General features: G+C 45.0%; 22 protein-coding genes and 1 riboswitch. Of the genes, 6 read left to right on the top strand and 16 right to left on the bottom strand.

Annotated elements, in window-relative coordinates; all coding sequences use genetic code 11:
• Window positions 1-103: 103 nt before the first annotated feature.
• Entirely contained in the window at window positions 104-586 is a 483-nt protein-coding gene (gene greB / locus ACED42_RS04115; protein ID WP_012603019.1) for a transcription elongation factor GreB, read from the bottom strand.
• Window positions 587-764: 178 nt separating this feature from the next.
• Between greB and ompR the strand changes: the two genes are divergently transcribed.
• Both ompR and envZ read left to right on the top strand, forming a co-directional pair.
• Complete coding sequence (ompR, locus tag ACED42_RS04120) at window positions 765-1,484, top strand: two-component system response regulator OmpR (protein WP_009848007.1); 720 nt, start codon at window positions 765-767, stop codon at window positions 1,482-1,484.
• A 308-nt stretch (window positions 1,485-1,792) separates the two neighbouring features.
• Window positions 1,793-3,088 (top strand): two-component system sensor histidine kinase EnvZ, encoded by a 1,296-nt coding sequence (gene envZ, locus ACED42_RS04125; RefSeq protein WP_012603020.1) that lies wholly within the window; start codon window positions 1,793-1,795, stop codon window positions 3,086-3,088.
• 67 nt (window positions 3,089-3,155) lie between these two features.
• Here the strand turns inward: envZ and recG are convergent, their stop codons facing one another.
• From recG to gmk, 4 genes are all read right to left on the bottom strand, one after another.
• Window positions 3,156-5,234: an ATP-dependent DNA helicase RecG gene (gene recG / locus ACED42_RS04130; protein ID WP_269336522.1), complete on the bottom strand. Its 2,079-nt coding sequence runs from the start codon at window positions 5,232-5,234 to the stop codon at window positions 3,156-3,158.
• A 276-nt stretch (window positions 5,235-5,510) separates the two neighbouring features.
• Entirely contained in the window at window positions 5,511-7,637 is a 2,127-nt protein-coding gene (gene spoT / locus ACED42_RS04135; RefSeq protein ID WP_012603022.1) for a bifunctional GTP diphosphokinase/guanosine-3',5'-bis pyrophosphate 3'-pyrophosphohydrolase, read from the bottom strand.
• A gap of 59 nt (window positions 7,638-7,696) precedes the next feature.
• Window positions 7,697-7,969 carry a DNA-directed RNA polymerase subunit omega gene (rpoZ, locus tag ACED42_RS04140; protein WP_009848003.1) on the bottom strand — a complete coding sequence of 91 codons (273 nt, stop codon included), beginning with the start codon at window positions 7,967-7,969 and terminating at the stop codon, window positions 7,697-7,699.
• A 279-nt stretch (window positions 7,970-8,248) separates the two neighbouring features.
• A complete protein-coding gene (gene gmk, locus ACED42_RS04145) occupies window positions 8,249-8,872 on the bottom strand; it encodes a guanylate kinase (protein ID WP_009848002.1) in 624 nt (207 codons plus the stop codon).
• Between the two features lie 324 nt (window positions 8,873-9,196).
• A riboswitch (purine riboswitch) is annotated at window positions 9,197-9,296 on the top strand.
• A 58-nt stretch (window positions 9,297-9,354) separates the two neighbouring features.
• On the opposite strand from gmk, the gene ACED42_RS04150 reads away from it, so the two are divergent.
• Entirely contained in the window at window positions 9,355-10,725 is a 1,371-nt protein-coding gene (locus ACED42_RS04150; RefSeq protein ID WP_135385224.1) for an NCS2 family permease, read from the top strand.
• Between the two features lie 141 nt (window positions 10,726-10,866).
• Window positions 10,867-11,292, top strand: a complete 426-nt coding sequence (locus ACED42_RS04155) for a phosphate-starvation-inducible protein PsiE (protein ID WP_009848000.1) — start codon at window positions 10,867-10,869, stop codon at window positions 11,290-11,292.
• A gap of 89 nt (window positions 11,293-11,381) precedes the next feature.
• Here the strand turns inward: ACED42_RS04155 and ACED42_RS04160 are convergent, their stop codons facing one another.
• The 10 genes from ACED42_RS04160 to ACED42_RS04205 all read right to left on the bottom strand — a co-directional run bounded on the left by ACED42_RS04160 (window position 11,382) and on the right by ACED42_RS04205 (window position 23,351).
• Window positions 11,382-12,800, bottom strand: coding sequence for an alginate export family protein (locus tag ACED42_RS04160; RefSeq protein ID WP_029222821.1), 1,419 nt, complete (start codon window positions 12,798-12,800; stop codon window positions 11,382-11,384).
• Between the two features lie 121 nt (window positions 12,801-12,921).
• Entirely contained in the window at window positions 12,922-14,505 is a 1,584-nt protein-coding gene (locus ACED42_RS04165) for a PTS transporter subunit EIIC (protein ID WP_009847994.1), read from the bottom strand.
• Window positions 14,506-14,514: 9 nt separating this feature from the next.
• Complete coding sequence (locus tag ACED42_RS04170; RefSeq protein WP_371701516.1) at window positions 14,515-15,945, bottom strand: Sapep family Mn(2+)-dependent dipeptidase; 1,431 nt, start codon at window positions 15,943-15,945, stop codon at window positions 14,515-14,517.
• A gap of 80 nt (window positions 15,946-16,025) precedes the next feature.
• Window positions 16,026-16,739, bottom strand: a complete 714-nt coding sequence (rpiA, locus tag ACED42_RS04175) for a ribose-5-phosphate isomerase RpiA (RefSeq protein ID WP_371701518.1) — start codon at window positions 16,737-16,739, stop codon at window positions 16,026-16,028.
• 1 nt (window position 16,740) lies between these two features.
• Complete coding sequence (gene tkt / locus ACED42_RS04180; RefSeq protein WP_371701520.1) at window positions 16,741-18,735, bottom strand: transketolase; 1,995 nt, start codon at window positions 18,733-18,735, stop codon at window positions 16,741-16,743.
• Window positions 18,736-18,744: 9 nt separating this feature from the next.
• Entirely contained in the window at window positions 18,745-19,698 is a 954-nt protein-coding gene (gene tal, locus ACED42_RS04185) for a transaldolase (RefSeq protein ID WP_017099278.1), read from the bottom strand.
• Complete coding sequence (locus tag ACED42_RS04190; protein ID WP_371701522.1) at window positions 19,695-20,438, bottom strand: HAD family hydrolase; 744 nt, start codon at window positions 20,436-20,438, stop codon at window positions 19,695-19,697. The genes tal and ACED42_RS04190 overlap by 4 nt, the downstream gene beginning before the upstream one ends.
• Before the next feature lie 53 nt (window positions 20,439-20,491).
• Window positions 20,492-21,652 carry an iron-containing alcohol dehydrogenase gene (locus ACED42_RS04195; RefSeq protein WP_371701524.1) on the bottom strand — a complete coding sequence of 387 codons (1,161 nt, stop codon included), beginning with the start codon at window positions 21,650-21,652 and terminating at the stop codon, window positions 20,492-20,494.
• A gap of 115 nt (window positions 21,653-21,767) precedes the next feature.
• Window positions 21,768-22,499, bottom strand: a complete 732-nt coding sequence (locus tag ACED42_RS04200; protein WP_012603032.1) for a ribulose-phosphate 3-epimerase — start codon at window positions 22,497-22,499, stop codon at window positions 21,768-21,770.
• A gap of 9 nt (window positions 22,500-22,508) precedes the next feature.
• On the bottom strand, window positions 22,509-23,351 hold the full coding sequence (locus tag ACED42_RS04205) for an HAD family hydrolase (RefSeq protein WP_371701526.1): 843 nt from the start codon (window positions 23,349-23,351) through the stop codon (window positions 22,509-22,511).
• Window positions 23,352-23,562: 211 nt separating this feature from the next.
• Here ACED42_RS04205 and ulaR point away from each other — a divergent pair, with 211 nt between their 5' ends.
• Together ulaR and ACED42_RS04215 are read left to right on the top strand one after the other, a co-directional pair.
• Window positions 23,563-24,339, top strand: a complete 777-nt coding sequence (gene ulaR / locus ACED42_RS04210) for an HTH-type transcriptional regulator UlaR (protein ID WP_009847985.1) — start codon at window positions 23,563-23,565, stop codon at window positions 24,337-24,339.
• 422 nt (window positions 24,340-24,761) lie between these two features.
• Window positions 24,762-24,974, top strand: a complete 213-nt coding sequence (locus ACED42_RS04215; protein ID WP_004735656.1) for a cold-shock protein — start codon at window positions 24,762-24,764, stop codon at window positions 24,972-24,974.
• A gap of 353 nt (window positions 24,975-25,327) precedes the next feature.
• Here the strand turns inward: ACED42_RS04215 and ACED42_RS04220 are convergent, their stop codons facing one another.
• A complete protein-coding gene (locus ACED42_RS04220) occupies window positions 25,328-26,194 on the bottom strand; it encodes a YicC/YloC family endoribonuclease (RefSeq protein ID WP_009847984.1) in 867 nt (288 codons plus the stop codon).
• Window positions 26,195-26,219 lie beyond the last annotated feature (25 nt).

Consider the following 26,219-nt stretch of genomic DNA (forward strand, 5'->3'; position numbering starts at 1 on the left):
GAGACTTAACCCCGTCAGGCGAAAGCCTAGCGGGGTTTTCTTTTATCTGGCGTTTGGGTTTGCTTGAACACTCAGCTCATCGCTAAGTGTTTATTAGGTTTGATTATTCGTCGTCTGCGTAGCGAATCGAGTTAATGAACCACTCTTTGTCGCCTTCCGGTGTGGTTACCGTAAACTCGTCATCCACTTCTTTCTTGAGCAGAGCTCTAGCCATGGGTGAGTCGATAGAGATATAGCCTTTAGCATCGCCGTAGATCTCTTCTGGGCCGACAATTCGAAACTTCTTAATTTCCCCATCATCATTCTCAATTTCGACCCAAGCACCGAAAAATACCTTACCTTCTTGTTGTGGCGAGTAATCAACGATTGTGACATCCGGTAGGAACTTTCTTAAGAAACGCACTCGGCGATCAATCTGACGAAGCAAACGCTTATTGAAGGTGTAATCTGCGTTTTCTGAACGATCTCCAAGGCTTGCAGCCCATGTGACTATTTTGGTTATTTCTGGACGCTTCTCGTGCCATAAGTGGTCATGTTCTGCTTTGAGCTTGTTATAACCTTCGCGGGTGATAAGTTTGGTTTTCATAAATCTGACTTAATGAAATGATGATCTAAGATAGAATATATAGAAAGGCAACATACGTTAACAATTATTTAGGCGACTTTTTCCCCAATAATGTTACATTTTTAATGTCTTATACCAATATACAATTTACCAAGAATGCTTAACCTTAGGTTTAAGCTTTAATAGGTGGAACCATTACATGCAAGAAAACTACAAAATTTTAGTGGTCGATGACGATGCTCGTTTACGTGCACTGCTAGAACGCTATCTGTCAGAGCAAGGCTTTCAAGTGCGTAGCGTGGCAAACAGTGAGCAGATGGACCGCCTGTTAACCCGTGAAAACTTTCACTTGATGGTATTGGATTTAATGTTGCCGGGCGAAGACGGTCTTTCGATCTGTCGTCGTCTACGAAACGCAAACAACTCGCTACCAATCCTGATGCTTACAGCAAAGGGTGACGAAGTGGATCGCATTGTGGGTTTGGAAGTGGGTGCTGATGATTACCTGCCAAAACCATTTAACCCACGTGAACTGCTTGCTCGTATCAAAGCGGTAATGCGTCGCCAAGTGATTGAAGCACCGGGCGCGCCAAGCACAGAAGAGTCTGTGGTTGAGTTTGGTGAGTTCCGCCTAAACCTAGGTACACGTGAAATGTTCCGCGGTGAAGAGCCTATGCCTCTTACCTCAGGTGAATTTGCGGTTCTGAAGTCGCTGGTCACTAACGCTCGTGAGCCAATGTCTCGCGATAAGCTGATGAACATGGCGCGTGGCCGTGAGTATTCAGCGATGGAACGTTCTATCGATGTCCAGATTTCGCGTTTGCGTCGTCTAGTAGAAGAAGATCCAAGTAAACCTCGTTATATCCAAACGGTGTGGGGCTTGGGTTATGTATTCGTTCCAGATGGCAAAGCTGTGTAATCTAGCTTTGCTCGTTCTGTGATTCAGAATTCTTTATTTACGGGTCATCTCATTAATATGCGATGGCCCGTTTTGTATTCAGCACAATGAGAGATACCAATCGTAGTAAATAACTGCTCATCCTAGCTTGTTAAAACGCTCGATAACTTCGTTAGAAATTTTGATTGTAGAATAACTACTTATCAAAAATTGCAGCCTTGTTCTCAAGCCTTTTTCCGGCGCTATTTATGATCATTTACTTACTGTGATTGGTATTACAGCTATAGTTCCCACTATATTCCTTTATCATCCCTCACTTTAGGTCTTCTATGCGCATACGTAGCTCCTTTACTCAGTCGATAGTGCTCTTCTTAACCCTGTTGGTTGCTAGCCAAATCTTTTCTTATTACGCGGTGTTCAATTATGCATTGATGCCGAGTTTGCAGCAGTTTAATAAGATTTTGGCTCACGAACTAAACCTAGTATTGGACCAAGGCAGTGATATCGAGATTGATGCGCCACTGCGTCAGCGTGTACTTGAGCAGCTCGGGGTTACGGTTCATGCCAAGGACAGTGAAGCGTCGGGCGAGTACTACCATGCGGTCGCGATAGACCTGATGAGTGAGGAGATGACCAAAGAGCTCGGCTCTGAGACCGAAGTGCGATTGGTTTTGGGCAAAGAAAGTTACGTGTTGTGGATGGACATTGCCCAGTTGCCTAACTCCTTGATTCGTATTCCCCTGTCTGAGCTGCAAGAAGAAGACTTTGCGCCTCTATTTCGTAACAGTCTGATCATGGCGTTGTTGATTGTTGCTGGTGGGTGGCTGTTTATCCGCTTGCAAAATCGGCCGTTGATAGCCCTAGAGAAAGCCGCGCAAGGTGTTGGGCGTGGTGATATTCCACCTCCACTTCCAGTGCAAGGGGCGCAAGAGATTCGCTCGGTAACTCGAGCCTTTAATCAGATGTCGAAAGGCATTCAAGAACTCGAAGAAGATAGAGCCCTGCTGATGGCGGGTATCAGCCATGATCTGCGTACACCACTCACGCGTATTCGCTTGGCGACTGAGATGATGTCGCCAGAAGACAGTTATCTAGCGGAAGGGATCATCAGTGATACTGAAGAGTGTAATGAGATCATCAGTCAGTTTATGGATTACCTAAAGCCTGTTGACCGAGACTCATTCCAGGCGGTATTTGTCGATGATATTGCGCGCGAGGTCTCTAGCTCTGAAGGAGGCTATGAGGTTCAGATTGAAACCGATATTCCAGAAACCATGAAACCTGCGTTGGGTAACCCGATCGCGATGAAGCGTGCAGTGAGTAATTTGGTGGTAAATGCGCTGCGCTACGGTAATGGCTGGGTCAAAGTATCGACTGGCATGACGGCAGATAACAAGCTAGCTTGGGTAACGGTAGAAGACAATGGTCCGGGTATTCCACAAGACCAAATTGGTAAGTTGTTTGAACCGTTTACTCGTGGTGACACGGCTCGTGGTAGTGAAGGGACAGGTTTAGGTTTAGCGATCGTGAAACGTATTGTTAGTCAGCATCAAGGTGCGGTGGTGGTGAATAACCGCAGTGAAGGCGGTTTGAAAGCGCAGATCAGTTTCCCTGTGAAACCTTAGGCTATACGCACGAAAAAGGCTTCCTTGTAGAAGCCTTTTTACGTTTTAAGCAAGATATGAGGGCGAATTACGCCTTAGAATACACATCGCGTTCACCCAGCCAGCGGTTGATGATCGCCTTGGCGTTGTCTGGGTAGCTATCGTGAATATGACGCGCGATACGCTGCACTTCAGGTATCAAACGTTGGTCACGGACTAAGTCGGCAATCTTAAAATCAGCCAAGCCTGTCTGCTTGGTACCAAGTAACTCACCGGGCCCACGAATCTCTAAGTCGCGCTGAGCTATCACAAAGCCATCGTTACTTTCACGAAGTACCCCTAAGCGTTTCTGAGCGGTTTTAGATAGTGGGGAGTGGTACAACAGTACACAATGGCTTGCGACCGAACCACGGCCAACACGGCCACGCAGTTGGTGCAGTTGCGCTAGACCAAGACGCTCTGGGTTCTCGATGATCATTAAGCTTGAATTCGGTACATCTACACCGACTTCAATCACGGTTGTAGCAACTAACAGGTGCAGTTTGTTCTCTTTGAATTCCTGCATCACCGCTTGTTTCTCTGCGGGTTTCATTCGGCCATGAACCAAACCAATTTTTACGTCGGGCAGTTTGCGTTGCAGCTCTTCTGCCGTATCCGCTGCAGCTTGAGCTTCCAGTACTTCTGATTCATCGATCAACGTACACACCCAGTAAGCTTGTTTGCCTTCATTGAGACACGCATTTTTCACACGTTCAACAATGTCATCGCGCTTGGTATCAGGAATCGCGACGGTTTGAATTGGGGTTCGCCCCGGTGGTAACTCATCAATAATCGAGGTTTCGAGATCGGCATAGGCCGTCATCGCCAGCGTTCGTGGAATTGGTGTTGCCGTCATCACCAGTTGGTGAGGGTAATAACCTTGCTTCGCGCCTTTTTCACGTAGCTCTAGTCGCTGGTGGACGCCAAATCGGTGCTGCTCATCAATGATCACTAAACCAAGGTTGTTGAACTCGACATGCTCTTGAAATAGCGCATGAGTACCGACCACCATTTGCGCTTCGCCGCTGGCAATTCGTGTTAGTTCAGTTTCACGAGCCTTGCCTTTGAGTTTACCTGCTAGCCATCCAACTTGAATACCCATTGCCTCAAACCAGTTAGCAAAGTTAATCGCGTGCTGTTCTGCCAATAGTTCGGTTGGTGCCATCAATGCCACTTGCTGACCATGTTCCAATGCGCGAACAGCCGCGAGTGCAGCGACTAAGGTTTTACCAGAGCCCACATCACCTTGCACTAAACGCATCATAGGGTGCGGCTTTTCCAAGTCAGCTTCGATCTCTTTGGTCACTCGTGCCTGTGCATTAGTTGGCGAGAACGGTAGCTGATCTAACAGCTTATCTTTGAGGGTGTTCACCGGAGGAAAAGGCATTGCCTTGTCTTGCTGCCCTTTGCTACGAACAGACAACATCGACAGGTTTTGAGCCAGCAACTCTTCCATAATCAGACGCAGTTGCGCAGGGTGCTTGCCTTCATCAAACAGCTCTAGGTCAATGCCCGGGGGCGGCCTGTGAATGGTATGCAGTGCTTGTGCGAGGGTAATTTGGTGGTCGTATAGACCAGACGGTAGCAGCTCATTGACGGCTGCTTTATCGATTAACTCTAGAGCTTGGTCTGTGAGGTTACGTAGCGTGACTTGTCTTAGCCCTTCAGTGGTTGGATACACCGGAGTCAGGTTGGCTTCAACGTCTGGTTGTTGCCTAGGAGCAAAGAATTTGTAATCCGGATGGACAATCTCAAGCCCCATATTGCCGCGCTTGATCTCACCATAAGCATGCACTTGTTTGCCTTCGGCAAAGTTATTCTTCATTCCTGCAGTAAAGTTGAAAAAGCGCAGAGTAATCGTGCCGTTACCATCGCTGATCTTTACTGCGAGCATCTTACGTTTACCGAAAATGGTATCAACATGCATCACCTTGCCTTGTACAGCAGCCCACAGCCCGGCATGCAGCTTTACGATGGGATAGATACGAGTTCTATCTTCATAGCGCAGAGGTAGGTGAAATAGCAGGTCTTGTACATTGTTAAGCCCAACCTTTTCCAGTTTCTCTGCGACTTTTGCGCCGACTCCAGATAAAGAGTTGAGAGGGATAGCAGATAAAAGCTGTGACATAACAAGGCTCATAAACGTAAGAGAGATAATCTATTCAAGCATTTTACTGGATTTTTGTACAGGATAAAGCTCAAGAGCAGATTCGTGATGCGGGTAAACGAAATTCGAAGAGATTAAGAGTAAATAGGAGCTTGGATTTATCGGGGGGTGAAAGAATAGGGCAGTACAAAAAATTAAAGCAGACTCGAAATACGAAAGGTTGAGTGGTGAAAAGCTTTTGCTCTTCGTATCTCGAGACTCGTATCTCTCATCTGCTTTATTTGTCTGCTTTTAGATCTAGTTCTTGCGACGTCTTACTTTGAGCGCGTGTGGCATCACACGTAGCTTCTTCATAATACTCGCTAAATGAACACGATCTTTCGTGGTCAACAAGATAGTCACTGTGTACAAGCGTCCGTCACGTTCTTCGGTTGAGATACCGTGAATGTTCGAGCCTGTTTTCGAGATAACGTTAGTTAGCTCAGCCAGCGCACCTTGATGGTTCTGCAATTCGACCTGAAGTTCAGCTGTGAACTCTTGGTTGTAATCGTCAGACCATTCAACCGCCATGTATTTATCCGGTTCTTTCTGGTAACCACGAACGTTTGGACACGTTTCTCGGTGTACCACAAGACCACGACCTGGAGATACATGAGCAATAATGTGATCATCTGGAATCGGGTGACAACAGTTAGCGAACGTCAGTAATAGGCCTTCAGCACCACGGATAGGTAATTTCTTCCTAGGCGTATCGCTGTTGTTTGCCACTTCAGTCAGTTCGTCAGCATCGCCCAATAAACGACGAGCAATAACGATACTCATCAGTTCACCAAGACCAATCGATGCTAGCAAGTCTTCAATGTTATCGAGACGTAGATCAGACAATACATGTTCGATATTCTCTTGACCGACATCGGCAATAGAGTGTTCACCAAGTGCATGGTTCAGTAGGCGACGGCCAAGGGTAATCGACTCTTCACGACGCATCGTTTTCAGGACCTGACGGATCTTCGTACGCGCACGTGAGGTCACTACGTAGTTGAGCCATGCTGCATTCGGACGTGCGCCCGGAGCACTGATGATCTCAATAGTTTGGCCATTCTTCAGCGATTTGCTGAGTGGGTAAGGGTTCATGTCTACACGAGCACCGACACACATGTTGCCGACGTCGGTATGTACCGCGTAAGCAAAATCGACTGCTGTTGCGCCTGCTGGAAGTTCGACAATGCGACCTTTCGGCGTGAATACGAAGATCTCATCTGGGAACAGATCAGATTTAACATTTTCAATGAATTCGAATGAGTTACCTGCGCTTTGTTGCAGCTCAAGTAAGCTCTGCATCCAACGTTGTGCTTTAACCTGTGCGGTTGTTCCGTTGCTACTGCGTGAGCCATTGCCTTTGTAAGACCAGTGCGCCGCGACACCTTTATCTGCCATCTGCTCCATATCTTCAGTACGGATCTGGACCTCAACTGGCACCCCGTGAGGGCCGATCATTGACGTGTGCAGAGATTGGTAGCCGTTGGCTTTCGGTACCGCAATATAGTCTTTCATGCGGCCAGGACGAGGCTTGTACAGGCTGTGGGCCTGACCAAGTACGCGATAGCAAGTATCTGGTGTATCAACCACCACGCGGAAAGCGTAGATGTCCATAATGGTGTGGAAGCGCTGTTCTTTGGTTTTCATCTTGTTATAGATGGAGAACAGGTTCTTTTCACGACCAAGTACGCGAGCAGGCAAACCGACTTCTTCAAGGCGGCCTTCGATTTCGCTATGGATACGTTGAATCATCTCCTTACGGTTACCACGCGCAGCTTTCACTACGTTTTTCAGGACGCGATAACGGTTAGGATAAAGGGCTTCGAAGCCCAGTTCTTCTAGTTCTGTCTTGATGTTATGAATACCAAGACGGTGAGCTAGCGGAGAATAAATCTCTAGGGTTTCACGAGCAATACGACGCTTCTTATCAGGACGAAGTGCCCCAAGCGTACGCATGTTGTGAGTACGGTCAGCTAATTTGATCAAGATAACGCGGATGTCTTGCACCATCGCGAGAACCATCTTACGGAAGTTCTCTGCTTGCGCTTCTTTGCGATCACGAAATTTAAGCTTATCCAGCTTAGATACACCATCAACCAGTTCAGCAACGGTATTGCCGAATTGAGCTTCTAGCTCCTCTTTTGTAACTTCAGTATCTTCAATTACATCGTGGAGTAAGGCTGCTTGCAGAGTTTCGATATCCAGACGCATTTCTGCCAGGATTCTTGAAACAGCTACAGGGTGGATAATGTATGGTTCACCCGTTGAACGGGTTTGCCCTTCATGGGCGTCTCTCGCTACCACATAAGATTGACGCAGAGCCTCAACTTGAGGCTCTGTTAGGTATTCTTGGGCAACGTCTTTGAGGCTATCGAATAGATACAAATTAAAGGCCCGGAAGGTTAATTAGTTCGAATGACGTTGATTCTATCAGCGAATATGAGCTATCGAGTGTGAGCGATGCTGCTTACTGCTGCAAGCTCAGCCGCTTCTTGCTCTTGTTGCTCTTGACGCTCACGAGCATCTAGTACGTCTTTAGTGATAAGACCTTCTTCGATTTCGCGAAGAGCGATAACCGTTGGCTTATCGTTTTCTTCAGGCACTAGTGAATCTTTGCCGCCAGTTTGCATTTGACGTGCGCGGCGAGCCGCAATAAGAACTAGGTCGAAACGGTTGCCAACTTTTTCAACAGCGTCTTGAACAGTTACGCGTGCCATGAGGACTCCAAATAGTAATTAACTAATAAATTTTTGATGACGAGAAAGTATACAAGTTTAACTAGAGACTTTCTAGTTCACCGTATACTTATCTCAATGGAAAATCCAGTTATACCAATCACAGTAAATAAGTGTTCAGAGATAGCGCCGAACAAAAGTTTGAGAACAAGGCAGGATTTTTCGATAAGCAGTGACCCTACAATCAAAAATTCTAACGACGTTATCAGGCTTTTTCACAAGCTAGAATGACCAGTTGTTTACTACGATTGGTATCAGAGATTATTCCGCTAGTAGTGCTGTAAGCATGCCGCTGTATTTAGCTGCTTGCTTATCTTCTTTTAAGCGCTCCGCACGAATGATAGCTCTGAAGTCCATTAGGGCTGCATCAAAGTCATCATTCACGATCACATAATCGTATTCTGCATAGTGAGAAATTTCTGATTTTGCTTCGCTCATGCGTTTCGCAATAACTTCGTCGCTATCTTGGCCGCGAACATTCAAACGACGCTCTAGCTCACCATTTGATGGTGGAAGAATGAATACACTCTTCGCTTGAGGCATTTGTTCACGGATCTGACGAGCACCTTGCCAGTCGATATCTAGGAATACATCGATACCGCGGTCTAGGTTTTCTTCAATCCAAACGCGTGAAGTACCGTAGTAGTTGCCGAAAACTTCAGCGTACTCTAGGAATTCACCTTTATTAATAAGGTCTTCAAAATGATGCTTCTCTACGAAGTGGTAGTGAACACCATTTTCTTCACCAGGGCGCATACCGCGAGTGGTGTGTGAAACAGATACCTTCATTGCGTAGGTTGGATTGGTTTCTAGCATTGCTGAGATCAAGCTCGACTTACCTGCGCCACTAGGTGCAGATACGATGTAAAGAGTACCTTTGCCCATCTGTATATTTCCACTGTTGGTTGGATTGAGTGAGGGTGATAAACCGACACTATAAAAGATAGCACTGACTCTAATTTTTGTTCCGATGGTTGCATCTATAAAGGGATAACAAGTAAAACTAATAGAGACAACTGGTGAAAATTAGGTCAGAAAAATGGAGGCGAAGAGTAGCATATTTAGATGATTGAGAACAACTGGCTTGATCGTTATTTATTCTTAAATGATCCTTTGTCTGATCTTCCTATAAATGTAATGACTGATCATGTTCAGTTTTTTATGTGATCTGAACAAAATTTGTTGAAGTTTTAATCTCAATCCTTACAATCCGCGCAAACGATTAAATGCTGTATATATCTAGTGATATGGACTGGATGTTTCTACTACCGAGCCTACCTTGGTGACTACAGTTTTTAGTGTAGAGATCCCTCTATTCTCACAGCATTTGAATCTCAAATTTCTTAATTTAATACATAGGTTTTGTTGTGAATACCGACTCCACCCTGAAAGCCCAGAAGACATCTGGCTCACTTGACACCATGTTCAAACTCTCAGAGAGAAAGACCACGATCAGCACTGAGCTATACGCAGGTTTTATTACCTTCTTAGCGATGAGTTATATCTTGGCGGTTAATCCAGCAATTTTGGGTGGCATTCCGGGAATGGACAAAGGTGCAGTCTTTACGGCGACCGCTCTTTCTGCTGCTATTGCAACGCTTATCATGGGCATTTGGGGTAACTATCCAGTCATGCTAGCACCTGGCATGAGCATGAATGGCTTCTTCAAAGGTTTATTGTTAAGTGGTTCAGTGGCGGTACTTTGGAATGAAGCATTATTTGGCATCTTCCTATCGGGTATTCTTTATCTTGCTTTCTCATTGACCAATATCCGTAAGTCGATGATTGAATCGATTCCTGAAGATTTGAAGTTGGCGATTACTGTCTCTCTCGGCTTGTTCATTGCTTTCTTAGGCCTTAAGAATGCGGGTATCATCGTTTCTAACCCGTTCGTACTGGTTGGCTTAGGTGACATTTCCGATCCGAAAGTGATTATCGCTTATGTGAGTATCTTCATTGCATTGGGCTGTATGGTTCGTGACATTAAGTTGGCCACGTTTATCTCGTTTGTTTCCGCTATCGTGTTGACCATTCTTGCTGATGTATTCATGGGCACATCAAACGCCCCAATCCCTGACCAATTCTTTTCAATGCCACCAAGTATGGCAGGCAGCTTTGGCGCTATCTTTGACTTCTCAGCTTTTACGCCTGAGAAAATGTTCGATTTGTTGTTCATCGTACTTATCTTCTTGATTGTCGATTTCTTCGATGGATTGAGCACGATTGTGGGTGTTGGCCGTGATGCAGGTATCATCGACAAAGACGGCAAAGTGCCGAATGCAAAATCGGCGCTAGTGGCTGATGCGGGCGGTACTGTGATTGGTTCAATTCTAGGTACCACATCGATTACTGCTTTCTCTGAATCGGGTATTGCCTCTTCTCAAGGTGCGAAAACAGGTTTAGCGGCAGTCATGGTGGCTGGCCTATTCCTAGTGTCTCTATTCCTATACCCAATCTTCTCTATCTTCTCAGCGGCAATGGTCGCGCCTGCGATGGTTGTGGTAGGCATCTACATGGTGGGTCGTCTTGGTCAGATTAACTGGGAAAAGAAAGAGTCACGCATTGCAGCTTTCTTCACCATCATGTTCACAGTGCTAAGCTTCTCACCAGCGAACGGTATGGCGATGGGTTTCATCAGCTACGCATTCACAATGGTTGTTGCAGGTAAGCGCAAAGAAGTGCACCCATTGATCTACGGGCTGTGTGTGGTGTTCTTAACGTACCTGATTCTGTTGTAAGGCTAATTAGTCACTAGAAGTCGTTAAGTAAAAGACAAACAAATGGCTCTGCAGTGAATGTGGGGCCATTTTTGTATTCGTCGCTTCTCTAGAGCGCATGCTAATGTAGAGACTGGATTAATTATTTTTTGAAGAGTGACTATGCCTTCTCACTTACCTAAATCTTTTAGTAAGCCGTTTTTAAAAGTATTTCACATTATGGAAGCGGTATTACTGGTAGCGATCACGCTCGCGACCTTGTTTGCGATGGTCGAAGAGTTCATGCATGTTTTTGCTGAACGTCGAGTGCAATTGACCGATATTCTACTGATGTTCATCTATTTAGAAGTGTTGGCGATGGTTCAGCAGTTTGTGATGAACGGTAAGATCCCGGTTCGATATCCGATTTACATCGCGATGATGGCGATTGCTCGTTACATTACTCTGGGCATGAAAGAGTTGGATGCAGTACTCATCGTTTGGTTGTCTGTTGCAGCGTTTATCTTAGCAGCAGCAACACTTTTGATTCGAGTAGGGCACCATTACTGGCCATATGTGGATCTTCGAACCAAGCAGCCGGATGAGTAATTCAATTAACTGAAATATGATGATCTAAAAAATTCGCCCAGCACTGCTGGGCGAATTCATTTAGTAACATACTAACCTGATAAGCAGTGTTAGAAGTTATAGATCAGTGCGATTTCAACACGGGAAATGTCATCACTGCTACTGCCGACTACGTCACGTGTGTAGTCGCTATCTAATGCGTAGTACATATTTAACTCAGACTTTAAGTTGCCTGTGATGTAATTATGGAATTGCAGATAGAACTGGGTGTAAGCGTATTTTTCGTCAGACTCTGCACCAAATAATACATCTTGGTTGAGTGTGTAGATTGCATCATCTGTGTTGGCACGCCATGTCGACATAAAGCCAGCGATGATGGATTGTTTCGGCTGATACTCAATCACAGTGTAAGAACCGACCTGCATTGCGTTACCGTAAGCGCCATCATGCGCGAAACCCAGTGGGTCACCTGTCCACAAAGGGTTAAACGTGTTCACTTTGTCGCTGTTTTTATCTGAACCTGATGCGTAATGTAGGTTCAGACCTAAGCGATAGTTCCAGTCTGCTTTCCAGTTGTAGTTCAAATCGGCATAAGCCATGTAGGCTGAGATATCTTTACCTGCATGATCACCAAATTGATAAACACCGTCGAGCATGTAACCAAACCCTTCACTCACAAAGTCATGGGCATGTAAGCCTAAAACTTGAATGTCGACGTCACCGTCTGGTGCATTAACAAAGCTTTCATTGGTGAGTTTATTACTCATTATGTAGGCTTGCATTGCCCCGAAGTCAGTTCTCCAATTAGCGAATAAGCCGGTCGATTTTTTGCCATTGGTTTTATCATCCCAGTTGCCACCGAAGCTGCCATCTTTGTAGAGAGGGAATACTTCCTCGCCGTAGTATGCGTCAAAATTGATGCCTGCTACGCTGTATTTTGCGCTGGCTGCATTCCAACTTGATTGAACTGGCGTTGGTTCACGGTTCATCATTTGCCATTCATTTAAGTATATTTCTTGGCGACCAAGGCGGGTACTTAGGTATTGCTCACCGTCATCGAGTAATTTGAATTCGGTAAACAACTGGTGGAAGTCAGTACCGGCATCGTCTACTGGACCCGGACTATCGAGGTTAGTGTAATTGGTTCGAATTTCACCAAATACACGCATCCAGTCTTGGTAAGTCACATCGGTGGAGAATTGCATGCGAGTACGCAGTTCATTTTTCTTGCGGTTTTCTCCGTCGTACATGTGATTCCAACGGTTATCGACTGCGGCTTTTACATTACCGCTAAATGAGACTTTCCAGTCACCACTGTCATCAATATCCAAGCGTTTGAGTTTTTCTGAAAAGCTTTTTTGACTTTCGTCTAGACCATCGACATAGCTCCAGTCCTCATTGGCTCTATCTCCCCAGAAGACGATAGGGTTGCGCTCAGACCAGCTTGATGTTGTATTTTCGTTTGCGTGTAGGACGCCAGAAACACAAAGAGCAAGTAAAGTAACTGCATGTTTTGTCATTGCTTTCATTTTTATATTTCCCATATTTCAGGTGCACGAATCCCTTCCTGTGACTTGTAGTCACAGGAGGAATTGTCAGTTATTGGTTTCTATAGATTCGTAACAGTAGGGTTACGGAAGTTGCGCTTAGCTAAGAGTCGACACCAAGGGCTTCTTTGATACCAGAGGCAATCGTAATAACGTTGGCTCCATATATCACTTGAATGCCTTTATTCATTCTGACGACACCAATTGCGTTGAGCTGTTGTTTCCAAACTTTATCGCTTGCCGTTAGTGATTCGTCATGCAGCGAAACACGCAGTCGAGTTGCACAGTTTGTCACGTTCTCAATGTTGTCAGCTCCACCCAGCGCCTTAATGATTTCAACAGGCAGTCCTTTTGAGGTCTGATCCTTTTTCTTTTTAAAGTCTTCTTTTGAATACAGGGCGATATCACCATCTTCTTCTTCGCGACCTGGAGTTTTTGAATCAAACTTTAGGATGAAGAACTTGAATGTGTAGAAGTAAATCGCGAAGTATAGTGGGATAATCCACAATAGAGCCCAAGCATGAACCTTTTCAGGTTGTAGTAGGTTAGGCACCATAAATAGCAGCTGATTTCCGTGAATTGAAACACCCATCATTTCGGTGATCACATAAGCAAGACCATTTAGCGGAACATGCACTGCAAAGAATAGGAATGGTTGGACGAATAGGAAGGTATATTCTAGTGGCTCGGTAATACCGATAACAGCAGCCGTAAATACCGCAGGCACCATGATAGCGGCTACCTTCTTACGATTGGCTGTTTTTGCTGTTACGTACATTGCATAAGCAGCACCCGTTAGGCCACCAATTTGGATTGGAATACGACCGCTGGTAAAGTTATGTGTAATGTAGCTCGTTGCCTCTGGTGAACTCATTTGGCCATTCATGATGTTACGAACACCTTCGTAAACAACACCATCAATCTCCATTACGCCACCAACACGAGTGTATTCAATAGGGAAGGCGATAAGGTGATGTAAGCCAAATGGCAATAAGCCTTTGTCAAATACGCCAAATAGGAAAGAGCCAAAAATACCTGAGCTAGTAATCAAGGTAGTGATGGACTGCAGTGCCCCAGCGATCGGCGGCCAAGCGTAGTAAACAAACAGCGCGATAGGCATGATAGCGAAGTAAGCAAAAATCACTACGGCACGAGGGCCAGAGAAGAAGCTCAAGAGTGCAGGCATTTCGAATTTGTAGTAACGGTTGTGGATCCAAGCCGTAATACAACCAACAAGAATACCGCTAAAGATCCCCATGTTGTAAGCGAAGATACCTAAAGACTCACCCCATAAAGAGTTGAAGTTTTGCGCTGCTACTTTGTCGTAGCCAGCATCATTCATTAATGACGCAACGCTTGTAGTTTCTTGAGTCCATCCGTGAAATGCAGCGATCGATCCGATAGCGACGTTGAAACACATGAACATGGTAAAGCCAGTGAAGGCTGCCCAACCTTTTTCAGATTTCGCCAGCGCGAACGCTAGACCAATCGCAAAGAAAGGCGGTAGATTGCGCATGACCATCAAGCCAAGATCTAACATCAGCTTAAAGAATGCCCAAATAACAGAGTCGGTAGCAGACATTTGGTTTACAACACCAGCGCCTACACCAATAAATATACCTGCGATAACCAGTACGATGATGGATACCATCATACCTCCAGCAAGTGCTTGAACCTTATCTCTCATAATTTACTCCTAAAGTGATATGAGAACTTTCACGTATATTGTTATTGCTCTTTTTAATGACTCGAGGCTGAGCCTTTCATTAGGCTCATGGACACGAGTCACATCACCAGGAAAAGTAGGTCCGAATGCCACACCATTGTTTAGCGCGCGCGCGTAAGAAGCCGCACTTTTACTAAAGCACTGAGCGTCCATTTTGGTAACTTCGGAATAAGCTTTTCCCATTGCTTGGATAAGTTCACTTTCGGGTGAGAGGTAAGATAGAGGTAAGTACTGGTGTTCAATCAATCTCACTCCGTATTGTTGGGATACATACTGGAGTTGGGTACGAGCTTGATCGATAGTCAGTCCTTTAGGAAACCGAAAATCAAAATCCAAGTTGTAGCCATGTTGATTCAAATTGATGGAGGAGACACAGCATGTAGTCGGCCCCATTTCATTATCTTGGTGTGCTAGCCCTAATTTCGAAGCATCATTGGAATCACTAAAACATGCGTCTAGTAAATCAATTAAATTTCGAGAGTTAGTGTCTAACCCTTCAACATGTCGCATGTGACGAACAAACTGATCCATACAGTTATCGACCTTATGCGGGTTGCGAGATTTCTCCCACGGCGTTGACAACTCAACGCAGTACAACTCCTTTTGTTGGTGGTTGTCACTTTGTGCCACATTGGCAAGAGTGACCGTTGCTGAAGTTTCAAATGTTGCTGCTACTTCAGCCGCTTTTTCTCCTGTCAGATAAATCGATAATTGATAGCAGGTGGATGTTCTGTCACGCTCACTTTCAATGCTTACGATCTGACAAGTTCCTAGGCCATTGTGAGTTGGGAATTCTCGTTGCAATGACGCATATAGGATGCCTTTTTCTCCATTAACGATTGGGAAGTCGCCATCTGGAGAGAAACCATAATCCGGTTGAGGGTTATGATTAAAATAATGCTCTACACATTCCCAAGTTGTCTCTTCTGCGCCGCCGATGATCACTCTTATTTTTTTGTCGAGTGTTACATCAAGCGCTTTAAACATCTTGAGAATATACAGACTGGCCATTAACGGGCCTTTGTTGTCGGTAACGCCTCGCCCCAATAAGTCATCACCTTGTTGGTGCATCTCAAATGCAGGGGTTAACCATGAGTCCAAATTACCTGCTTCTACCACATCTACATGATGCAATATGCCGATTTCTTGTAAGCCTTCGCCAAAGCTGATGTCCAAGGCATAACCATCATGATCACGGGCTTCAAACCCTTCTCGTTTCGCCCAGTTAATGAGAAAGTCGAATGCGTTTCTAATCGGTAAACCAAAAGGAGCATTGGGTGAACAGCTGCTGATATCTCGTACAGACGGAATAGCAATTAGCTCAGATAGATCACGCGTAAACGTTTCAATATTTGAATCAAAATAGCGCAGTGTTTGAGCTAAAAAATTGCTTTCCGTCATGTTTTATTCCTAAATTATCCTTACTGACATGCTTGTAAATAGACTTGCAAGCGAGGTCTCATTTTGATTATAAATCCCAGCTATTGAACGTGTTGCTTTGATAATAAATACGTACCTTCTGCATTCGAAAAAGCCATGAAATCGGCCGTTCTTTGCGCGAAAATACCGTTCTCGACGACGCCAGGAATAGCGTTAATTTGGAGTTCTAATTGCTTTGGTTCAGCGATGTCCAAATGAGCAACATCGAGAATGATATTGCCGTTATCAGTGGTGCAGTCTTGGCGCAACGTCGGGTGTCCACCAAGGCTTTGTAAGGCATTAAACACAGCGGTTTGTGCGGCAGGTAAAACCTCTACAGGGAGTGGAAACTTTCCGAGTTGAGTGACCAATCGACCGCTATCTGCGATGGTGATGAAGCTTAGAGCAAGCGTCGCGAGTACTTTTTCACGAGCCAGTGCTGCACCACCACCTTTCACGGTCATGCCGGTTGTAAGACCTTCATCAATGCCATCAATGTAGAAATCAACACGGCCACATTCAGATATGGATATCTCATTCAGCCCTGCAGAGGATAAAGCTCGACTTGAGCGAACCGAACTGGATACGCAATGAGCAAACTCAGCGCCACTTTCTTTCAATAGTTGAATGAAAACTTCAACTGTTGCACCAGTGCCGATACCAATCACGCTAGAAGGTGTTAGCGTTTTTAGGACTTGCTCTAAGGCTACTTTTGCAGCCTTAGTTCGCAGGCAGTCTTGGCTTTGGTTTTCAATAAAGCGTTGTGCCATGCTCATATTACTTCTCCAGAACCGATAGGGATTTTTCAACGATATTTTCAACCGTAAATCCAAACATTTCGAAGAGTTGTTCTGCTGGTGCTGATTCACCAAAGCTTGTCATTCCCACAATGTCGCCGTGTAGCCCGACATACTTGAACCAGTAGTCACGGATACCAGCCTCTATGGCAACTCGTGCTGTAACATGGCTTGGTAAAACCTGTTCCTTGTATTCCGCGCTTTGTGCGTCAAAAATATCGGTGGCCGGCATTGAAACTACGCGGCAGCGAACATGGCTGAGTTGTGCTTTTGCTTCCATGGCAAGTGCCACTTCAGAGCCGGTTGCAATCAAAATAAGTTGTGGTTCGCCTTCACAGTCAGAAAGGATGTATCCACCTTTCGCTACATTGGAAAGCGTGTCTTGATCACGTTTGAATTGAACAAGGTTCTGGCGAGAGAAAATCAATGACGTTGGGCCATCAAAACGTTCGATAGCAGACTTCCAAGCCACCGCGGTTTCTACTTGGTCGCAAGGACGCCAAGTGCTCATGTTTGGGGTAAGTCGAAGCGATGCGATTTGTTCAACCGGTTGGTGTGTCGGACCATCTTCCCCCAAACCGATAGAGTCATGGGTATAAACGAAGATACTGCGTTGCTTCATTAGTGCTGCCATACGAAGCGCGTTACGAGCGTACTCCATGAACATCAAGAACGTACCGCCGTATGGGATAAAGCCTCCATGCAACGCCACGCCATTCATCATTGCAGACATCGCAAATTCACGAACGCCGTAACTCAAGTAGTTTCCTGACGCATCTTGAGCGGTAATTGCTTTTGAGCCTGACCAGTTAGTTAAGTTTGAAGGGGTTAAATCGGCAGAACCTCCCAAAAACTCTGGCAGTAATGGTCCGAATGCTTCAATAGTATTTTGTGATGCTTTGCGAGTCGCGATGGTTTGTGGATTCGCTTGCAAAGTCTGGATTAGGTCTTGAGTGTGCTGATCCCAATTTTCAGGTAATAGGTTCTGGCTACGACGTAAAAACTCAGCGGCTAATTCTGGATGCGCCTCTTGATAAGCATTGAAACGTGTTTGCCAATCATCTTCATTGCTTTGTCCTTTCTCTTTCCCATCCCATGCTTGGTATACATCTTGAGGAATTTCAAATTCAGGATGGTCCCAGCCGAGGTTGAGTCGAACCAATGCGACTTCATCAGCACCTAACGGAGCACCGTGACAGTCATGACTGGCTGACTTGTTTGGTGAGCCAAAACCAATCACGGTTTTGCAGCAAATTAAGGTTGGTTTATCTGTTACGGCTTTAGCTTCAGTAATCGCTTTGTGAATATCATCAGCGTTATGACCATCAACATCAGCAATAACATGCCAACCGTAGGCTTCAAAACGTTTTGGTGTGTCATCAGAGAACCAGCCGTCGACTTCGCCATCAATCGAAATGCCATTGTCATCCCAAAAAGCGACCAGTTTCCCTAGTCCAAGCGTACCGGCAAGTGAACATGCTTCATGAGAAATACCTTCCATCATGCAGCCGTCGCCCATGAACACGTAGGTGCGGTGATCAACAATGTCGTGGCCTTCACGGTTGAACTGTTCAGCCAGCACTTTTTCAGCCAAAGCCATGCCGACACCGTTGGTGATGCCTTGTCCTAATGGGCCGGTAGTGGTTTCAATACCTGGAGCGTAACCGTATTCAGGGTGACCTGCGGTTTTACTGTGTAATTGACGAAAAGATTTGATGTCATCCATTGATAGCTCGTAACCAGATAGGTGTAACAAGCTATAGATAAGCATTGAGCCATGGCCATTCGACAAGATAAAACGGTCGCGGTCGGCCCAGTTAGGGTTGCTCGGATTGTGTTTTAGAAAATCACGCCATAGAACTTCAGCGATATCGGCCATGCCCATCGGTGCTCCGGGGTGGCCCGAGCCTGCTTTTTGTACTGCGTCCATGCTTAGAACGCGAATAGCGTCGGCTAATTTAGTTCGTGTAATCATCATCTTCTCCTACAGGCGTGCTTCGATCATGGTTTCTAACTTGCCTTGATCGACGGCAAAGTTACGGATGCCTTCGGCGAGCTTTTCTGTTGCCATCGGGTCTTGGTTCATCTCCCAGCGGAACTGTGCTTCAGTCATGGCTGTTGGTGTCTCTTTGATGGTGTCACGGTCGGCAAAGAGTAGGCGCTCAACAGAGCCTTCTTGTGCTGCAAGTTGGTCTAAAATTGCAGGGCCTATGGTCAAACGGTCACAGCCCGCTAATGCTAGGACTTCATCGGCATTGCGGAAGCTCGCGCCCATCACAACCGTGTTGTAGCCATGATCTTTGTAGTAGTTGTAAATTTCAGAGACTGAAACGACACCAGGATCTTCATGAGGAAGGTACTCTTTTTTATCGGTATTGGTTTTGTACCAATCTAGGATACGACCGACAAAAGGTGAGATTAAGAATACACCAGCTTCTGCACAGGCTTTGGCTTGTGCAAAGTTGAACAGCAGCGTTAGGTTGCAATTGATGCCTTCTTTCTCTAGCTCTTGAGCTGCTCGAATGCCTTCCCAAGTTGACGCTAACTTAATTAGGATTCGGTCGTTACTGATGCCAGCTTCGTTATACATGCCGATAAGCTTACGAGCTTTTGCCAAGCTTGCGACTCTGTCGAATGACATACGAGCGTCGACTTCTGTTGAGATGCGCCCCGGTACCGTTTTCAGAATTTCTAAACCAATGTTGACCGCCAGTTTGTCTCCAGCGTCGATCAACTGTTGTGATTTGTCGTTGCTTTGTGCTTTTGCCCAAGTGATCGCATCGGCGATTAAGTGATCGTATTGCGGCATTTCTGCGGCTTTTAGTACTAGAGATGGGTTAGTTGTGGCGTCTTCAGGTTGAAATGCTGCAATAGCATCAATATCACCTGTGTCGGCAACGACAGTGGTGTGCTTTTTCAGTTGTTCTAATTTATTCATTGTTCATTCTCGGTAAGTTGGTTTATCAATTGCAGTAGCGTTTGATCATTCATCGAACTCAGCACCACGTTGGCTAGCGAGACATCGAGGTGATGAGTGAGCAAATTGGTGACTGCAACTGTTGGTATTCCTGCCGATCGAGCCGCCATAATTCCAGGAGGGGAATCTTCGAAAGCGATGGCTTGATGGGCAGATACACCGAGTTGTGCTAATGCCGCTAAATACACATCGGGATGTGGTTTCCGTCTATCCGAGACAATGTCTTCTGCTCCGATAAAGCAGTCGAAATAGTGTGTAAGGTTCAAACGATTCAGAATTGGCATGTAATGATCAGCCTCTGAGCTGGTGGCCAGTGCAATGCTCAATGAGTGTGATTTAGCAAAGTCTAGATACTGACGGACACCTTCTCGTTCTGTTATTGAAGCAATTAATTGGTAGGCATGAGCGATCACTCGATCGCGAATTTGTGAATCGGACAGCTTTTGATTCGACGCTTTGTTGAATAGTTGATAAAGGTAGGTTGCTGGCGCTGAGCTCCCAACTAGGCCAGCAACCTGGAGTGGCGAAACTTCAACTCCGTATGGTTTTAACAAAGCTTCCCAGGCTTTGAACATACAGGTTTCGGTATCGACGAGAAGGCCATCGAAGTCAAAGACCAACGCTTTTAGGTTACTGGCAATGAATTCCTCTCTTTCCAATTTCAAAGCTGTATGACCTAAAGTGTTGTTCTTGCATTCCATGTTTCAATCTCCATTTTCTTTAATTATGACAAACGTGAATTCGTGACTGTCGCTTATTCAACCAAACTGGCCTGCAATACTTTTTTCATTTCTTCACCACTGGTTAGTGGTAGATCAAAGCAAAAAGCCGGCTCCAACTTTTGAACATCTTCTTTGGTGACACCTACTTGAGTTAAGTTCGATTCAAGACCGATACGTTCAAGGAATTTCACAAGAGCAGCCGCTAATGATTGAGCTTTTTCTTCGGTACTTCCCACAGCACCAAATAATTCAGCCACTTGAGCAAATCTCTCTGGTTGCTTGCGCCATTGAAGTTGTACATAAGCTGGATAAACCACTGCGAGTGTTAACCCATGTGGTAGGTTTGTTTTGCTACTACCTAAGATTTCGCCTAAAGGGTGTGGTGCCCCCGCACCGCCATTAGCTAGCGAGATCCCGCCAAGTGTGTCTGCTTTCGCGAGTTGGCAACGGCCATGTAAATCTGCGCCGTTGTCGACAACACTCGGTAGGTGATCAATGACAAGCTTCATTGCTTCTAACGCCATACCATCAACAAATGGAGATGGTCGAGTACCCGTAAATGATTCAAACGCATGTGAAAAAGCATCAAACCCTGTCATAGCTGTCATACGTGGAGGCAGTGTCAGCATGAGCTCTGGATCGATTAACGCTTCACAAGGGAAAAATTCAGGGTGAAACAGTGTTAGCTTTGCATGTTGCTCAAGGTCGGTAATCACTGCCGCTTGCGTCACTTGAGAGCCAGTTCCCGATGTTGTAGGTACTGCGATTAAAGGTACGACTTTCGCGGGTAGTGGGTTGACGTCCCCAAACGGTGAATCATAAGTGGCAAACCAATGAGCCCAATCTAGAGACTCTGTATTGATCGTTGCCGAAATGATTTTTGCTGTATCAATCGATGAACCACCACCAATGGCCAAAACCACATCACAGTTATTTCCGATGGCCACTTGGCGGCCAAGTTCAACGACGGTTGTAGGCGGATTCGGTACGACACCATCAAAATGAGTCACTTCAATTCCTTGCTCTGAAAGCAAAGTAAAAATACGGTCATAGGCTGGCTTTACTGCATCAAAAATAGGTTCGGATACTACTAGGCAACGTGTGCCATATTGAGCGATAAGTTGACCTATTTTCTGAATCTCACCCGCACCAAAGGTTAGCTTGGTCGGTTGATAGTGTTGAAACTGTGTCATGGTTTAATCCTTGGTAGTGGTGCCAAACCCGAGCATAGAGGGGGGTAGGTTTAGCACCGTTATTTCTAGATTGCTGTGGCGCATCGATTCGATAGAAACTGCGCTAGGCAATTACTTAAACGGTTTCGACTTCTTTTGTGTCTGCCGCTGCTTTATCTTCCAGTTGGTCGATTGCTGCGCGGAAGTCACGAACGCCTGCTGTGATGCCGTCTTTGTGGCCAAAGATATTTGTCGATGCAACCATCACATCAATATCTTCATTAAGCAGTTCTTCGATGTTGTGGTTACGGATACCGCCATCTACACATAGCTCACAGTTAGGGTTGCGTTCGTTGATGAGTTCACGTGCTTCGCGGATCATTGCAATCGCAGATTTGCGCCATAACCATTCATCATCGCCATCAGTAATGCCGTGAATAACAATGTGTAAACGGTCTAGGTAGTAGATAGATTCTTTAACAAATGACACTGGCGTTAATGCACCAACGGTTAAACCAAATTTCATACCGTGGTTTTGACAGTACTTAATGATGTAACACAGAGGAGCACCGATAAAATGCTCAGCTGGTAGAATCAGCATGTCTGCACCAGCAGCTGCGATTTTATCGATAAATAATTTGTCGCAATCTTTGAAGTAAGCGTGAACTTCAATTGGCTTTTCAGTGTAAGGACGAATGCCTTCAACAATTTGATGCCCCCCCATCAATTGCAGGTTTTTCAGGTCATGCATATCTGCTGCATCACAGTGGATGTAATCGGCACCAGCATCAGATACTTCTTTCACTACGTCTGCAATGTGGCCGTAATCTACGTGTGCTAATCCTGCGGCAATTTTTACTTTTTTCATGATTTATCCTTAGTAACTAAAAGTGTTTTGGCATGTGTGTTGGCCTTCTTGCACTATCAAGCGAAGGTACTGGCCAATTCCACAGCCGTTGTTATTGGTAACAATTAGATTAGCCATGCCTTTTAAAGCAGGGCTGGCATTAGCCATTGCGACAGGTTCTCCGACAAGTCGGAACATAGAGGCATCGTTGTCCCCATCCCCAAAAGCAATGGTGTTATGAGATGAAATTCTTTGGTCATTTAGCCACTGCTGAAGAGCGTGGCCTTTGGTGGCTGCTTTAGACGTAATGTCCAATTTATTCGGTGTTGATAAGTCAGCTTGGAAGTGCATTCTTAAGGAATCTCGTAACTGGTTTAGAGATTCTTTGTCTTGGCTAGACACTAATACTTTGTAGACATCGCCACTGCGAGCGATGAGTTCGGTCAGCGTTGGGATAATCTGCAGCTCCATTGCGGCATTAATAACCTCAGCCTTTTTTTCTAAACCCTTTGTATGAGTTGATTCTTTTTGAGCAAAGATGCCCTTACTTGAATAGATGGTGAAGGCGAAATGTCCATCATTCAGTAAGCTCAACAGACCCGTTAGTGATTCATGACTAATTGTGTGCTGATGTTGAACACGTTGTGTTTTAGGGTCATAAATATAGGCACCATTGCAGCAGATGATTGGTAGCGATAATTGAAGCTGGTCAACATATGGCATCATCAGCTGGTGCGGTCTACCACTCGCCAAGCTCACCTGATATCCATTATTAACGGCAAGACAAATCGCTTGTTTGTTAGTCACGCAGATCTGCTCAGCATCACTTAACAGTGTTCCATCTAAATCAATCATTACTGCTTGGTATTTCATTTTACTCTCCAGTGACTTCTCATGACGCAAATTGACTATAAGTGGTCAAATGCGGTCACGTAAAGTCATTTTTGATTTATTATGAACAAAGTAATGGTTTTGATCACATATTTTGAGTCAGGTTAATTCAAAAGAGTTCATTTTGAGAATCTAATTGCTCAAAAGTTCATAATGCGTCAAAATAATTCAAAAGAACTTAATGGTATGAACAATGAATGAAGCTCAGCGTCATAGAAGCTTGTTAGATCATCTAACGAGTCATACGTTTATAACGACAAATGACTATGTGAAGATGTTAGATATCTCTTTATCTACAGCTCGTCGGGACATTACAAAGTTGGCGGAAGAAGGGAGGCTGAAAAAAATCCGTAATGGGGCAGAGGTAATCAATTTTGACTCGTCCCTAGCCGCAACTCATGCACCAAGCAGCTTTATCCCCTGCGAAACAGATATAGAAAGCTATGTAGCGAAAAAGCGAATTGCTAAAGCTGCGGCAGATATGTGTGAAGAACACGACAGTATTATTGTGAGTGGTAGCAATACGACTTTTTTGATGGGAGAGCATTTAGCGCATCGTGATGTGCAAGTTGTGACGAATTTTATGCCATTGGCTTATCAGCTGATTAGTCAAGATCATCAAAGTATCATCATACTTGGTGGCCAATATCTACCCGAACGTCAGATCACTATTTCTCCAGATGAAGAAGCAGCAGATGACCATAAAAGTCGTTTTGTCTTCTTTACGGGTACGGGTGTTACGACAGCTGGTGTGCATACCTCTGATCTATTGGTCTATATGGCAGAGAAAAAGCTGCTGGAGTATGGTGATCGTATTGTGGCTCTGATAGATAGCAGCAAAGTAGGTAAGCATGGTGGGAAGTTACTCGCTACCGCTTCTCAGATTGACACATTGATTACAGATGACGGCGCTGACCCTAAGGTGCTTGATGCTTTACGAGAACTTGGTGTGAAGATACTGGTAGTTTAGTTACGTGGAGAGTGCTGTTGCGGCGTTTGTTTTTGCTTTTGTCGTACTCTTGATTCTAGTAGAACATTATTACTGGCCGTGTGTGTTGTCCGAACCAAACCGCGGAAGAGTAAATTTCTTCAGATCATAGCTTTGTAAATGAAGTTCAGTGATGTTGTGGGGCTGAATAGAAGTTAATTGAACAAAAAATAGTCATTTTATTCAAATAACGCTTTACAACCTGGTCAGGATCACCAAGAATGTGCTTGCTCTGTTTTCAGGGTTATTAAATGAAACATCCAGTTGTAAAGTAAAACCCTTAGTATTGCTTCATTGTTATTCTCAGTGTTTCCCTTGGCTTCATAGATACATTAAATAATTCAAGCTTTCAGCGCATCGCACTTTTGGCGATTAATTTTTTATTTTTATATAAGGGACACATCATGTCTAACAAAACAAACGGCGTAGTAAAATGGTTTAACGAAGAGAAAGGCTTCGGTTTCCTAACTCAAGACAACGGCGGCGCTGACGTATTCGTACACTTCCGTGCAATCGCTTCTGAAGGTTTCAAGACTCTTAAAGAAGGCCAACAAGTGTCTTTCGAAGTAGAGCAAGGCCAAAAAGGTCTTCAAGCTGCAAACGTTGTAGCTCTATAAGATTTTAAGTCGGCGCAGGTTGCAATAGCAACTTGCGTCACTTTCTCTCTCAAATCAGTTTTACCCTCAGTTTTACCCTCAGTTTTACCCTCAGTTTTACCGTAACATTCTTCTCCACTTGCAACACCTCCTCTTAATATTAAAAATCCTTTTGTACACCTGCTCAGTTCTATCTATCGCTGTATCTATTTTTTGTGCTAAGTACATCTCCGGCGTAATAATCTGCTCACTTAGTCATCCTGATTGTCATTATTGTATCCATAAAAAAAAAGCCCCTAAAACTAGGAGCTTATCTTGATCTAATCAACACTGATTCAGCTAGTGGCTACCCACAGTGTGTTACTGACGAACTGTTATTCAATGTTCTGGATCTGCTCACGCATCTGTTCGATAAGAACTTTAAGCTCAACGCCCGATGCTGTGATGTCTGTGCTGATAGACTTAGATGCTAGCGTGTTTGATTCACGGTTGAACTCTTGCATCATGAAGTCAAGTTTACGGCCACAAGCGCCACCTTTCTTCAATACTACATTCGCTTCTTTCACGTGAGAGTCTAGGCGGTCTAGTTCTTCTGCTACGTCTGACTTCTGAGCCAGTAGGATAAGCTCTTGCTCAACGCGAGAACCTTCAAGTTCAATCTTCGCATCTTCAAATTTGGTAAGAAGACGCTCACGTTGCCATTCTAGGATCTCAGGCATGCGTGCACGAACTTTAACGACTTCTTCAGTGATTGCATCTAGACGCTGAACGATGAGCGCTTTCATGTTTTCGCCTTCACGAGCACGAGCGTCAATGAACTCTGCGATTGCATCGTTGAATGCTTCAAGTAGATCTTTGTTGATGGCATCCATGTCTTGCTCTGGCGTTTCCATTACGCCAGGCCAGTTCATGATTTGGAATGGGTTCAAACGGCTGTCTTCACCTGTCATCGTCATTACTTGGTTAGCAGCATTGATTACTTGCTGAGCCAAACCTTCGTTAATGCTTAGCTCGCCTTTCGCTGCTGGGTTTGCTTCAAAACGTAGGTTGCATTCAACCTTGCCGCGAGCTAGACGCTTACGGAAACGCTCGCGTAGGATTGGCTCTAAACCACGGAACTGTTCAGGCATACGGAAGTAAGTTTCTAGGTAGCGTTGGTTTACACTACGGATTTCCCATACTGCTGTACCCCAATCGCCTTTTACTTCTTTGCGCGCGTACGCGGTCATACTATAAATCATCGAATTTTCCTGTCTTTTATCATTC

This window comes from Vibrio sp. FF145 (assembly GCF_041439075.1).
Lineage (GTDB): Bacteria > Pseudomonadota > Gammaproteobacteria > Enterobacterales > Vibrionaceae > Vibrio > Vibrio tasmaniensis_A.